The organism is Paraburkholderia sp. SUR17 (assembly GCF_029536165.1).
GTDB classification, from domain to species: domain Bacteria; phylum Pseudomonadota; class Gammaproteobacteria; order Burkholderiales; family Burkholderiaceae; genus Paraburkholderia; species Paraburkholderia kururiensis.
In genome coordinates this window covers 1,443,991-1,456,871 of record NZ_CP120508.1, presented here as the reverse complement: position 1 = coordinate 1,456,871, position 12,881 = coordinate 1,443,991, and the positions used below count along the sequence as shown (strand labels likewise).

General features: G+C 65.9%; 9 protein-coding genes and 1 tRNA gene. 3 read left to right on the top strand and 7 right to left on the bottom strand.

Going from position 1 to position 12,881, the window contains the following annotated elements; all coding sequences use genetic code 11:
- Positions 1–94: 94 nt before the first annotated feature.
- On the bottom strand, positions 95–1,399 hold the full coding sequence (locus tag P2869_RS06475; RefSeq protein ID WP_277597803.1) for an amidohydrolase family protein: 1,305 nt from the start codon (positions 1,397–1,399) through the stop codon (positions 95–97).
- Positions 1,400–1,538: 139 nt separating this feature from the next.
- On the opposite strand from P2869_RS06475, the gene P2869_RS06470 reads away from it, so the two are divergent.
- Positions 1,539–2,489: a DUF4922 domain-containing protein gene (locus P2869_RS06470; RefSeq protein ID WP_277597802.1), complete on the top strand. Its 951-nt coding sequence runs from the start codon at positions 1,539–1,541 to the stop codon at positions 2,487–2,489.
- A gap of 199 nt (positions 2,490–2,688) precedes the next feature.
- Here the strand turns inward: P2869_RS06470 and dinB are convergent, their stop codons facing one another.
- From dinB to P2869_RS06455, 3 genes are all read right to left on the bottom strand, one after another.
- On the bottom strand, positions 2,689–3,918 hold the full coding sequence (gene dinB, locus P2869_RS06465; protein ID WP_277597801.1) for a DNA polymerase IV: 1,230 nt from the start codon (positions 3,916–3,918) through the stop codon (positions 2,689–2,691).
- Between the two features lie 171 nt (positions 3,919–4,089).
- Positions 4,090–5,424: a C4-dicarboxylate transporter DctA gene (gene dctA / locus P2869_RS06460; RefSeq protein ID WP_277597800.1), complete on the bottom strand. Its 1,335-nt coding sequence runs from the start codon at positions 5,422–5,424 to the stop codon at positions 4,090–4,092.
- A gap of 132 nt (positions 5,425–5,556) precedes the next feature.
- The gene (locus P2869_RS06455) at positions 5,557–6,723 is read right to left on the bottom strand and encodes a mandelate racemase/muconate lactonizing enzyme family protein (protein WP_017777969.1); all 1,167 of its coding nucleotides are present in this window, start codon (positions 6,721–6,723) and stop codon (positions 5,557–5,559) included.
- 108 nt (positions 6,724–6,831) lie between these two features.
- Here P2869_RS06455 and P2869_RS06450 point away from each other — a divergent pair, with 108 nt between their 5' ends.
- Positions 6,832–7,821, top strand: a complete 990-nt coding sequence (locus P2869_RS06450; RefSeq protein ID WP_199541444.1) for a LysR family transcriptional regulator — start codon at positions 6,832–6,834, stop codon at positions 7,819–7,821.
- A 196-nt stretch (positions 7,822–8,017) separates the two neighbouring features.
- On the opposite strand, the gene P2869_RS06445 is transcribed toward P2869_RS06450, so the two are convergent.
- Positions 8,018–8,094, bottom strand: a tRNA-Met gene (locus P2869_RS06445).
- A 163-nt stretch (positions 8,095–8,257) separates the two neighbouring features.
- Between P2869_RS06445 and xth the strand changes: the two genes are divergently transcribed.
- Positions 8,258–9,034, top strand: a complete 777-nt coding sequence (gene xth / locus P2869_RS06440; RefSeq protein WP_126875757.1) for an exodeoxyribonuclease III — start codon at positions 8,258–8,260, stop codon at positions 9,032–9,034.
- 81 nt (positions 9,035–9,115) lie between these two features.
- Here the strand turns inward: xth and P2869_RS06435 are convergent, their stop codons facing one another.
- Both P2869_RS06435 and ntrC read right to left on the bottom strand, forming a co-directional pair.
- Positions 9,116–11,302, bottom strand: a complete 2,187-nt coding sequence (locus P2869_RS06435) for a prolyl oligopeptidase family serine peptidase (protein ID WP_277597799.1) — start codon at positions 11,300–11,302, stop codon at positions 9,116–9,118.
- A gap of 47 nt (positions 11,303–11,349) precedes the next feature.
- Positions 11,350–12,864, bottom strand: a complete 1,515-nt coding sequence (gene ntrC, locus P2869_RS06430; protein WP_017777965.1) for a nitrogen regulation protein NR(I) — start codon at positions 12,862–12,864, stop codon at positions 11,350–11,352.
- Positions 12,865–12,881: the final 17 nt, after the last annotated feature.

Below are 12,881 nucleotides of genomic sequence, written 5' to 3'. Positions count from 1 at the left end.
GTGCCTCGTAGGTGCCTCGTAGGTGCCTCGTAGGTGCCTCGTAGGTGCCTCGTAGGTACCTTGTGTGAGCCCGGTGAGGCGATCGAAAGCAGCCTCAGCGATGCAGCCGGAAATCCACCTCGTGCGGCCGTCCTTCGAGAGAAAGCGCCGCGCGCGCCGGGGGCATGCGGCTCACCACCTTGCCGCGCCTGACCACGGCGAGCCGCGTCGCACGCAGACGGATCGCTTCGACAGGATCGCGCGCGTCGAGCACCACGCAGTTCGCCTCGCAGCCCGGCGCAATGCCATACCCTTCGAGCCCCAGGATGCGCGCCGGATTCACGGTGACCATGTCGAACGCCGCGCGCATGGCGTCCAGGCCCGTCATCTGCGCGACGTGCAGGCCCATGTGCGCCACTTCGAGCATGTCGCCGGAGCCGAGGCTGTACCACGGGTCCATCACGCAGTCGTGGCCGAATGCCACCTCGATGCCCGCTGCGGCAAGTTCCGGCACGCGCGTCATGCCGCGCCGCTTCGGGTAGGTGTCGGAGCGCCCCTGCAGCGTGATGTTGATGAGCGGATTCGCGATGGCGGCCACGCCCGCCTCGCGCATGAGCGGCAGCAGTTTGCTCACGTAGTAGTTGTCCATGGAATGCATCGACGTGAGATGCGAGCCCGCCACGCGGCCATGCAGACCCAGGCGGTGCGTCTGCGCCGCGAGCGTTTCGATGTGACGCGAGAGCGGATCGTCGGACTCGTCGCAGTGCATGTCTACGCGCAGGCCCTGGTCCGCCGCGAACTCGCACAGAAGTCGCACGGATTCCGAGCCGTCGGCCATCGTGCGCTCGAAATGCGGAATGCCGCCTACCACGTCCACGCCCATCGCGATGGCGCGCTTGAGATTGTCGAACGCGCCGGGACTGCGCAAGAGACCGTCCTGCGGAAAGGCCACGAGTTGCAGGTCCAGATACGGCGCCACGCGCCGCTTCACTTCGAGCAACGCCTCGACGGCGAGCAACCGGCTGTCGCAGACGTCCACGTGGCTGCGAATAGCCAGCAGCCCGCGCGCCACGGCCCAGTCGCAGTATTCGAGCGCGCGTTCGACGAGCGCTTCCTGCGTCAGTTGAGGCTTCAACTCTCCCCACAGCGCGATGCCCTCCAGCAGCGTACCGGACGCGTTCACGCGCGGCAGGCCGTACGAGAGCGTGGCATCCATGTGGAAATGCGCGTCCACGAATGGCGGGCTCACGAGCGAACCCGCCGCGTCGATCTCTTCGCGCGCCTTGGCGGCAAGCCGCGGTTCCACGGCAGCAATGCGGCTGCCCTTGATACCGATATCGACGGTCCCGGCTTCGCCGTGGGCGTTCTGCGGCGACGCGAACATGCCGGGCAACACGGCGCGGCGGATGATGAGGTCCATGAGCGGCTCCTGAGTGTCCGTCGATTCTATCGGCGACAGAAAGTGTGCGGGAAGTCCGGCACGTCGATGTGAAGGCGCGACTACGTCGGCACGTGGGCGCTTTCAGACCGACGTCCACGTTGTACTAACATGCATCGCCATGGACACACTCGAACTGCAACCCGGCACGCTCTGGCCGGCTCTGCTGCGGCAAACGGAGCACGCGCTGCGATGCGAGGCGCTGCGCCCCATCGAGACCACCGAGACTTCGATTGAAGATCACGGCGTGCGCTTCGTCGTGCGTCAGGTGTCGAGCCTCGCGCTCAAGGCGCGCGCTCGCGAGGCGCAAGTTTCGGTGCGCACAGCAGCGCATACGCCTTTCAATCCCTTCCTGCCCTACGATCCCGACCTGTTCGTCGCGAGCGTTTCGCCCACGCACGTCGCGCTGCTCAACAAGTTCAACGTCATCGATCACCATCTGCTGATCGTGACGCGCGCCTTCGAACGCCAGGAAGCATGGCTCGACCTCGCCGACTTCACGGCGCTCGCGGCCTGCATGGCGGAGTTCGACGGGCTCGGCTTCTACAACGGTGGCCCTGCCGCGGGCGCAAGTCAGCCGCACAAGCATCTGCAGATGGTGCCGCTCGCGCCTGATGGCGGCCCAGGCGGCAGCGTGCCGATGGAAGCGGCCTGGCGCGACGTGCCGCCCGCCTGCGGGGTACCGCAATCGGTGCCGGCACTGCCGTTTCGCCACGCGTTCTGCCGGCTCGACCTGCCCGCCGACAATGCATTTCGCGACGAAGCCGCGCGCAGGCTCAAAAGCGCCTATCGCGCGCTGCTGGCGGCGGCAGGCATGAGCGGCATCGAAACGAAGGGAGAGGAGTTGCAATCGGGGCCGTACAACCTGCTCGTCACACGCCGCTGGATGCTGGTCGTGCCGCGCGCCGCGGAATGCGTGGAGGGCATGTCGGTCAACGCGCTGGGCTTCGCGGGATCGCTGTTCGTGCGCGACGCGCAGCAGTTGGATGTGGTGAAAAGATGGGGGCCGATGAAACTGCTGGAGCGCGTGACGCTGCCAGGGGCGACGATATTGCCGGCAGCGCCTGGCTGATGGCTGATGGCTGATGGCTGATAACCGATAAGCGCCCACGGTTCGCGACCCGCACGGATTCCGCGAAGACGCAACTCGATGCGACGAGATTGCGAGGTTGCGAGGCTGCGAGCGACACGGCCAGGCCTCGCACGGCCCGACGCAACAAGCGCGCTGCCCTCCGGCGCGAAGCAGTCGTCACGGCATCAGCCGCGCCGCATCACGTGCGCCGATCATCCTCGTGCCCTTGCGCCTCTTCGTCGATGCCGGCCTGCTGGTCGACCTCGATGCCGGCTTCGATGCCGGCCTCGTCGTCGCCTTCGTCGTCGGCTTCCTCGGCGTGGGCCAGCGGCACATCCTCGCCGTCTTCATCGAACAACGTGAATTGCCCGCGCAGCGCCGCGTCGTCCTCTTCCAGCCGTACGCCCACGCCCAGCAGCCGCACCGGCTGATTGCGTCGAGCGAAGCCCTTCTCGAGCAGCGCGAGCAGCGTAGGCAGATGTGTCGCCTCGCCAACGCACTCCACCGTGGTGCGCTGAAAATCGGCGAAGCGGATCTTCACGAACAGCTTGCGCACGGCCGCAGCGGCGCCGGCCCGCTCGATGCGCGCATCCAGTTGCGCCGCGAGGCGCCGCAATTCGGCCGCGCATTCGTCGAGCGTCTGGAGATCGGTCACATAGGTGGTCTCGACGCTCACGGACTTGCGCTCGCGGTCCGCGCGGACGGGGCGCTCGTCGATGCCGCGCGCCAGTTCGTAAAGCCGCTGGCCGAACACGCCGAAGTGCCGGTGCAGATCCACGAGCGGCCACTCGCGCAGTTGCGCGCAGGTGGTGAGGCCCAGCTTTTCGAGCTTCGCCGCCGTCACCTTGCCGACACCGTGAATCTTGCGCACCGGCAACGCGGCGACGAAGGCATCCACCTCGTGTGGACGCACCACGAAAAGCCCGTCCGGCTTGTTCCAGTCCGAAGCGATCTTCGCGATGAACTTGCTGGGCGCCACGCCCGCCGACACGGTGACGCCCACCGTCTCGCGCACACGCTCGCGAATCTCCCTGGCGATGAGCGTCGCGCTGCCCTTGCAGCGGTCGGATTGGGAGACGTCGAGGTAGGCTTCGTCGAGCGAAAGCGGTTCGACGTCGGCCGTGTAGTCGTAGTAAATGGCCATGATCTGACGCGACGCGATGCGGTACTTCTCCATGGCCGACGGCAGGATCAGCAGGTCCGGACACTTGCGCATGGCAAGCGCCGACGACATGGCCGAATGCACGCCGAAGCGCCGCGCCTCGTAATTGCAGGTGGCAATCACGCCGCGCTGGTCGGGGCGGCCGCCCACGGCGAGCGGCCGCCCGCGCAACGAGGGGTCGTCGCGCATTTCGACCGACGCGTAGAAGCAGTCGCAATCGCAGTGAATGATCTTGCGGGCGGGGGAGTCAGCCGGCGCGGGCGGCATGGATCAGGCGGCATCCGTCACGTTCGAGGTGACAGTACTGTACAAAAACACAGTATGCTTTTCAAGCGTGCAGTGCGACATGAAATCGGCCTCGCGGCCGCCCGTGCCTCGCCCGGAACGCCATCGCCTCGGAGCGAATGGTCCGCGCTCACGCCCCTGGCGCGCTGGACTTCAGCCTTCGGCTTCCGCTCCCACGAGCGGCCGCCCCGGCTCATCGGCCTCCAACTCATCGGCCTCCAACGCGGTGCGATCGAGCACGGCGCGGGCGCGGTTCATGTCGATCGCCTTCTCCCAGCGCGCCACGACCACCGTGGCCACGCCGTTGCCGATCAGGTTCGTCACGGCGCGCGCCTCGTTGAGGAAGCGGTCCACGCCGAGCAGCAGCACAAGACCCGAGACGGGAATGCTGCGCATCGAGGCCAGCGTCGCCGCCAGCGCGACGAACCCCGCACCCGCCACCCCCGCCGACCCCTTCGACGTCAGCAGCAGCACGGCCAGCACGAGCAGCTGGTCCCCGAGGCTCAGGTGAATGTTCATGGCCTGCGCGACGAAGATGGCTGCCATCGTGAGGTAGATCGCGGTGCCATCGGCGTTGAAGGTGTAGCCCGTGGGCAGCACCATGCCCACCACCGGCCGCGCGCAGCCGAGCTTTTCGAGCTTGATGAGCATCTGCGGCAACACCGCCTCGGTGGAGGCGGTGCCGAAGGTCACGAAAATCTCGTCCTTGATGTAGCGCAGGAACTTCCATAACGACAGCCCGCACAGCCGCATGGCGAGGCCCAGCACGATCACGACGAACGCGATCGAGGTGACGTAGAGGCACAGCATCAATTCGCCGAACGAGGCGAGCGTGCCGATGCCGTACTTCCCCACCGTGAAGGCCATGCCGCCGAACGCCCCGATGGGCGCGACCCACATGACGATGCGCACCACGCCGAACATCGCCTGCAGGAACATGTCGAGCATGTCGACGAAGGGCGCGGCGCGCGGGCCCAGTCGCGCAAGCGACACAGCGAGCAGCACCGAAAAGAAGATGACGGGCAGCATCTCGCCGTTGGCGAAGGCGCCCACCACGCTGTTGGGCACGATGCTCATGAAGAAGTCGAGCATGCCGTGCTGATGGGCGGCGTGCGTGTAGCTCGCGATGGCCGCGCTGTCGATGTGTGCGGGATCGACGTTCATGCCGCGGCCCGGCTGCACGACGTTGACGACGACGAGACCGATGCCGAGCGCGAGCGTCGACGCAATCTCGAAGTAGACGATCGCCTTCATGCCCACGCGCCCCGCGGCGTGAATGTCCGTCATGCGGGCAATGCCCACCACTACCGAGGCAAAGATGATCGGCGCGAGCAGCATCCGGATCAGCCGGATGAACAGATCGCCGAGCGGCTTGACCTGCGTGCCGACATCGGGGAAGAAGTGGCCCACGGCCACCCCCGCGACAATGCCGATCAGCACTTGAACGTAAAGCCTCGAAAGATACTTCCGAATGGTTGCAACCCGCATGACTGTCTCCTGTGCGTGGCAAGTTCCACGAACGGCGGATCTGTTTGCGGCGCCGCGCCCGATCTGTCGAGCGCGGCGCCCTGCCCGCCTGTTCTCTGTCTTCCTTGGTTTTTTCCCGCGGCAGAGCGGCGACTACTCGGCGAGCTTGCGCATCTCGGCGTACAGATCCGCCTTGCCTTCGAAGCCGATGCCGGGCAGATCCGGCATCGTGATATAGCCGTTCTCCACCTTCACGCCGTCGGGGAAGCCGCCATAAGGCTGGAACAGATCCGGATACGACTCGTTGCCGCCAAGTCCCAAACCGGCCGCAATGTTGAGCGACATCTGATGGCCGCCGTGCGGAATGCAGCGGGCGCGCGACCAGCCGTGCTGATGCAGCATGTCGAGCGTGCGCAGATACTCGACAAGGCCATAGGCCAGTGCGCAGTCGAACTGCAGCCAGTCGCGGTCGGCGCGCATGCCGCCGTAGCGGATCAGGTTGCGCGCGTCCTGCATCGAAAACAGGTCTTCGCCGGTGGCCATCGGCTTGTCGTAGTAGTTGCGCAGCGTGGCCTGCAACTCGAAATCGAGCGGATCGCCCGGCTCCTCGTACCAGAACAGGTCGTATTGTGAGAGTGCCTTCGCGTACTGGATCGCGGTATCCAGATCGAAGCGCCCGTTGGCGTCCACGGCGAGCTTCTGGCCGTCGCCGAGCACGCTGAGAATCGAGTCGATGCGGCGCAGGTCCTCGTCGAGCGAGGCACCGCCAATCTTTTTCTTCACCACCGTGTAGCCGCGGTCGAGGTAGCTGCGCATCTCGTCCTTGAGCTTGCTGTGGTCCTGGCCCGGATAGTAGTAGCCGCCCGCCGCGTAGACGAACACCTTGCGATCCGGCTGGCCGTTGCCGTAGCGGTCCGCGAGCAACTGGAAGAGCGGCTTGCCTTCGATCTTCGCCACGGCGTCCCAGACCGCCATGTCGATGGTGCCCATCGCGACGGAGCGCTCGCCATGACCGCCCGGCTTTTCGTTCGTGAACATCGTCGCCCAGATCTTGTGGGGATCGAGGTTGTCGCCCGTGTCGTCGACGAGCGAAGCCGCATCGGCTTCCAGCACGCGCGGAATGAAGCGCTCGCGCATCAGCGTGCCCTGCCCGTAGCGGCCGTTCGAGTTGAAGCCGTAGCCGATCACCGGCTTGCCGTTGCGAACGACGTCCGTCACCACGGCCACGAGGCTCAGCGTCATCTTGCTGAAATCGATGTAGGCGTTGCGGATGGACGAACTGATGGGAACGGTTTTTTCGCGTATTTCGACGATTCTCATGGTGTCTCCGTGCTTCGCGCCGCCCGTGCGGCAGCGTTGGGAGCCGCTAGATTATTCGCCGTGAGCGCCGTTATGATTCACCGAAACTCATTACTTCATTAACTTTCAGTGAAGACCGACATTGCGTCCAACCTGGAGTTCTTCGTGCTGCTGGCACGCCACGGCAACCTGGCCGCCACGGCACGCGAACTCAATCTGACCCCGCCCGCGGCCACCAAGCGGCTCTCACAGCTCGAAGCCCGCCTTGGCGTGCGGCTCGTGAACCGCACCACGCGCCACGTGAGCCTCACGCCCGAGGGCGAGACCTACCTGCATCACGCCACGCGCATCCTAGCCGAGCTGCGCGAGATGGAAGACGCGGTGAGTTCGAGCCATTCGGTCCCCAAAGGATTGCTGCGCGTGAACGCGACGCTCGGCTTCGGGCGCACGACGATCGCGCCGATCGTCTCCGAATTCGCGAAGCGGTATCCGCATGTGGAAGTGCAACTGGACGTGACGGACCGGCCTGTCGATCTCGTGGAAAGCGGCATCGATCTGGCCATCCGCTTTGGCTCGCTGCCGGACCAGCGGCTCATTGCGCGCCGCGTCATGTCGAATCGCCGCTTTCTGTGTGCGTCACCGCGCTATCTGGAACAGCACGGCGCGCCGGAGAATCTTGCCGACCTCGCGAACCACACCTGCATCGTGCACCGGCAAAACGACAACGCGTACAGCGTGTGGCGCTTCGAGCGCGACGGCGAAAGCCACGCGGTAAAAGTGCACGGTACGCTCTCGAGCAACGACGGCGACATCGTGCTCGGCTGGGCGTTGGACGGGCACGGCATTCTCGTGCGTTCGGAGTGGGATCTCGCTAAGTACGTGGCGAGCGGCCGGCTGCGCATCGTGTTGCCCGAGTTTGTGCAGCCGTCCGCGGACCTGTTCGTGTACTACCCGAACAAACGCAACCAGTCGGCGCGGGCGCGAGCGTTCATCGATTTTTTGATCGAGCGCTTCAACGGCATGAACGGATACGAAGTGCCGGTCGGCAAAGAGGGTGGAACGAAGCGGCAGGAGGGAAAGCGAAGAACGAAGCGCGATGCGGGACGAAGTGGGGAATGAGGCCGCACGTGAGGCCGGCGATCGTAGTTGCGTGACGCGCCGCTTGCCGTTTCGATCTCCCGGTATCGAGCAGCAGCACAGCGACGCAACAAAACAAAAAGCCCGCTTGAAGCGGGCTTTTTGTTGATCTGTCTTCTGACGCTTTCGCTCTGCACCGTGGTGCGGCAACTTCAACATGCTGCGCATTCTGCGGTACTGGTTGCGGGGGTAGGATTTGAACCTACGACCTTCGGGTTATGAGCCCGACGAGCTGCCAGACTGCTCCACCCCGCGTCCGTCAGAAGAATTGAATTATAGCCACTCGTGCCGCCCGCGTCAAACACCTCACATGCGGCGGCACCTCTTCGACGTTCACCGCATCGTACAGGTAGCGGTGACAGGACCGCGCCGCCGTTCATGCATAATGTCCTACCTCATTTTGCAGCGCTCGCGTCCAATGAAAATCGCTACGTGGAACGTCAACTCCCTGAAGGTTCGTCAGCAACATGTGATCGACTGGCTCGAACTGAGCCAGACCGACGTGCTCTGCCTCCAGGAACTGAAGCTGCCCAACGAGAAGTTTCCGCGTGCCGAACTCGAGGCCAGAGGCTACAAGAGCTGGTTCGCCGGCCAGAAGACCTATAACGGCGTGGGCATTATCGTGCGCGACGGAATCGCCGTGGACGAGGCCAGCGTCGTGCGCAACATTCCCGGCTTCGAAGACGAGCAGCAGCGCGTGATCTGCGCCACCGTGGAAGGCGTGCGTGTGATCTCGGCGTACTTTCCGAACGGCCAGGCGCCCGGCACCGACAAATTCGCCTACAAGCTGCGTTGGCTCAACGCGTTGCACGACTGGATCGCAGGCGAAATGACCCGGCATTCGAAGCTCGCGCTGCTGGGCGACTACAACATCGCGCCCGAAGACCGCGACGTGCACGACCCCAAAGCCTGGGAAGGACAGAACCTCGTTTCGCCCGAAGAGCGCGCGCAATTCGAGCGCCTCGTCGCGCTCGGCCTCGTCGACGCGTTCCGGCTCTTCGATCAGCCTGAAAAGAGCTTCACGTGGTGGGACTACCGCATGCTCGCGTTCCGGCGCAACGCGGGTCTGCGCATCGATCACGTGCTGCTTTCGAAAGAGCTTGCGCTCAACTGCACACTGTGCGACGTGGACAAGACGCCGCGCAAATGGGAGCAGCCTTCGGATCATGCGCCCGTGTTTGCGCAGATCGGCTGAGCGTCGGCGTGGCAGCCTGGCCTTGGCGAGCGGCGCGGGTCGTGAGGCTGCCGCCCCGCCTTCGCTTACTTCATCTTTTCCTCATCTGTTCGCTGCCCCGCTCCCGTCATCGTTGGTGAGCGCGAGCGTCGCCCACAGGAAGCCGAACACCAACGCGTCGTAGTGCGCGCGTTCGAGCGCGTCGCTGCCCGAACCGTGTCCTCCTGCCGTGCTTTCCAGGTACCACACGCCTGCGTGCCCCTGCGCCTGCATGCGCGCCGCCATCTTGCGCGCGTGCGCCGGATGTACGCGGTCGTCGCTGGCCGAGGTCGTGAAGAGCACCGGCGGATACGCCACACCGGCCTTCACGTTGTGATACGGCGAGATGGCCGCGAGCGCGCGCGCCTCGGCTGGGTCGTCGGGATCGCCGTACTCGTCGAGCCATGAAGCGCCCGCGTGCAGCCGGTGATAGCGCTGCATGTCGAGCAGCGGCACCTCGCACACCACTGCGCCGAACAACTCCGGTCGCTGCACCATGCACGCACCGACGAGCAGCCCGCCATTGCTGTCGCCCTGAATGCCGAGCTGTTTCGGTGTCGTCACGCCGTCGGCGACTAGCTGTTGCGCGACGGCGATGAAATCGTCGAACGAACGTTGACGACGCGTGCGTTGCGCGGCCGTGTGCCAGGCAGGGCCGTACTCGCCGCCGCCGCGAATATGGGCGATCGCATAGACGCCGCCGCGTTCCAGCCAGCCGATGCCGGGCCCCACAAGATAGTGCGGCGTGAACGGAATCGCAAAGCCGCCATAGCCGGTGAGCAGGCAAGGCTGCGGCGATGGCGTGTCGCCTTCGAGCACGCCGCGCGGTCCAATGATCGTGTACGGCACGCGCGTGCCGTCTTTCGACACGGCGTGCCCGTGCTTCACGACGAGCGGCGTAGCGTCGAACTGCGTGGGCCAGCGGTCGATGCGCTCCCAGTTCGCGAGATCATTCGCCGCGAGGTCCGCGAGCCCGTACTCGGGCGGCTGCAGATAATCGTCGACGTCCACGTAGACTTCGTCGTCGAGCGTCTCTTCCACGGGCGAAATGTCGACCTGCGCGGTGCCGCTCGCCGCGCTCGCCGCAAGCGGCCGCGACTGCCACGTCCACGCCCCGCTCTCGCCATCTTGCGAGGCAAGCCACAGCATGGTGCGGCTACGCACGTCGTCGAGCCAGGAGACGATCAGATAGTGGCGCGTGTGCGTCCATTCGCATGCGGAGGTCACGGGCGTCGGCGTGAAGAGCGAGACGAAGTCACGCCGGCCTGAGAGAAACGCGTCCTCGCGGATCGCCAGCAGCGACCCGCCGGCATACAGCGCGCCCTCGCAGTGCCAGTCGAGCCGCGGTTCGAGCAGCAGCCACCCCTGCCACGCGCCCACAGCGACGTGCGCAGGTACCTCGTAACGCTGCCAGGTTCCGCTCGCGTCGAGCCAGAACGTATGCGAGTCGAAGAAGTCCACGCCGCGTACCACCTCGTGACGGTGTTCGACAGGATCGTAGTCGGCCTCCACGCTCACGTCGCCGAACGCGCCGCGAAACACGACAGGCGCCTCGGCGAGCGGCGTGCCGCGCTGCCACCGGCGCACTTCGCGCGGGTACCCCGAACGCGTGAGCGCACCGCGCGCACGGTCCCCACGATCCCAACCGACGTAGACCGAATCGCGATCGATCCACGTCACCGTATGCTTGCCCTCGCTTTCGATCGCGAAGCCGCCCTCGACGAACCTGCGCCGCTCGATGTCGAACTCGCGCACGACGGTGGCGTCCGCCCCGCCCGGCGAGAGCGCGATCAACGCGCGGTCGCCGTCGGGATAGAGAATCTCGATGTCCGCGCACACCCACGGCACGCCCTCTTCGGCGCCCAATGCATCGAAATCGAGCAGCGTCTGCCATTGCGGTGCGCGGCTGCGCCAGCTCGCCCACGAGGTGCGTCGCCACAGTCCCTTCGGGTGTGCGTCGTCTTCCCAGAGGTCGTAGGCCCAGTCTTTCCAGCGCGTGGGAATGACGGGCCGCTCGCGCGGCAGATAAGCCTGTGCGAGGCGCGCAGCGAGCGCCTCGAACGAGGCGCCGGTTTGCCAGGCGGCATGCGTGCGCGCGTTCTGCTCGTTCACCCAGGCGAGCGCGGCGGAGTCGTCGAGGTCTTCGAAAAAACGAAAAGGATCGGGCTGGCGAGGCCACGGGGAAACACGCGCGGTGCGCGTGCTGCTAGCCGGAGAACCCCGGCCGCGCCGGGAAGAAGATGCGGGCATGATCGGCTGAATGTATTCGACAGCGTCGATTATGCCCGCGGGCGCCGCTACTCCAGGTTGAGCTCCTGGATCTTGCGCGTAATCGTGTTGCGGCCAATGCCGAGCCGCTCGGCCGCTTCGACCTTGCGGCCGCGCGTGAAGTCGAGGGCCTCGCGGATCACCGCCGCCTCGAAGCGGCGCGAGAGCTCGTCCATCACGTCGGCCGAGTTTTCGCGCAGCAGACGCGCCACTTCCGTACGCAGTCCGCTTTCCCATGCGCTCACGGGCGGCGGCGCCGGCATGCCGGTGGGCACGGCCGCGGCAAGCGCCGGCTGAACCGTGCCGTTCGGCGCGACGCCGGCCACTGCGCCAGCCGTCCCTTCCGCGATCGCGGCGCCTGCCATGGTCAGTTCGGGCGAGCCGGCCTGAGCCGGCACGAGATCGGGCGGCAGGTCCTTGATCTCGATGGTCTGCGCCGGCGCCATCACCGTGAGCCAGTTCGCGAGATTTTCGAGTTGCCGCACGTTGCCTGGAAACGGCAGCGACGACAGATACGCGAGCGCCTCGTCGGACACGCGCTTGGGTTCCACGCCGAGTTCACGCGCGCTCTTTTGCAGGAAGTGGCGCGTGAGCAGCGGAATGTCCTCGCTGCGCTCGCGCAGCGCCGGCAAACGCAGGCGAATCACATTGAGCCGGTGATACAGGTCTTCGCGGAACAGCCCCTGGCGCACGCGCGACTCCAGGTTCTGGTGCGTGGCGGCAATCACGCGCACGTTGGCGCGCAACGGATTGTGGCCGCCCACGCGATAGAACTGCCCGTCCGAAAGCACACGCAACAGGCGCGTCTGCAGATCGAACGGCATGTCGCCGATTTCATCGAGAAAGAGCGTGCCGTTCTCGGCCTGCTCGAAGCGCCCCTGGCGCATGGCCTGCGCGCCCGTGAACGCGCCGCGCTCGTGGCCGAACAGTTCCGACTCGAGCAGGTCTTTCGGAATCGCCGCCGTGTTGAGCGCGATGAACGGACCGCTTGCGCGCGGACTATGCCGGTGCAGCGCACGCGCCACGAGTTCCTTGCCGGTGCCGGATTCGCCGGTGATGAGCACGGTGGCCGCCGAATGCGAGAGCCGCCCGATGGCGCGGAACATGTCCTGCATCGCGGGCGCCTGGCCCAGCATTTCGGGCGCTTCGGCTACGCGCTCGTCGTAGGGGTGTTCGCCGCGCACGCTCTCGTCCACGGCGCGGCGGATCAGCTCCACCGCCTTGTCGACGTCGAACGGCTTCGCGAGGTATTCGAACGCGCCGCCCTGGAATGCGGCCACGGCGCTATCGAGATCCGAGAACGCCGTCATGATGATGACGGGCAGCCCCGGCACGCGCTCGCGCACGGTCTGCAGCAATTCGAGCCCGGAGCCGCCGGGCATGCGGATGTCCGACACCAGCACCTGCGGGCTGTCGTGGTCGAGCGCGCTCGCGGCTTCGCGCACGTTCGCAAAGCTGCGTGTCGCGAAGTTCTCGCGCGCGAGGGCCTTTTCGAGCACCCAGCGTATCGATTGGTCGTCGTCTACTATCCAGATCGGCTTCATAGGGTCCGTAGAAGTCT

Bases quoted from the DNA above. Each gene is read 5' to 3' on its own strand.
- P2869_RS06455 (WP_017777969.1), bottom strand. From the start codon at position 6,723: ATGAGAATCGTCGAAATACGCGAAAAAACCGTTCCCATCAGTTCGTCC.
- P2869_RS06475 (WP_277597803.1), bottom strand. From the start codon at position 1,399: ATGGACCTCATCATCCGCCGCGCCGTGTTGCCCGGCATGTTCGCGTCG.
- dctA (WP_277597800.1), bottom strand. From the start codon at position 5,424: ATGCGGGTTGCAACCATTCGGAAGTATCTTTCGAGGCTTTACGTTCAA.
- dinB (WP_277597801.1), bottom strand. From the start codon at position 3,918: ATGCCGCCCGCGCCGGCTGACTCCCCCGCCCGCAAGATCATTCACTGC.
- P2869_RS06470 (WP_277597802.1), top strand. From the start codon at position 1,539: ATGGACACACTCGAACTGCAACCCGGCACGCTCTGGCCGGCTCTGCTG.
- P2869_RS06435 (WP_277597799.1), bottom strand. From the start codon at position 11,302: ATGCCCGCATCTTCTTCCCGGCGCGGCCGGGGTTCTCCGGCTAGCAGC.
- ntrC (WP_017777965.1), bottom strand. From the start codon at position 12,864: ATGAAGCCGATCTGGATAGTAGACGACGACCAATCGATACGCTGGGTG.
- xth (WP_126875757.1), top strand. From the start codon at position 8,258: ATGAAAATCGCTACGTGGAACGTCAACTCCCTGAAGGTTCGTCAGCAA.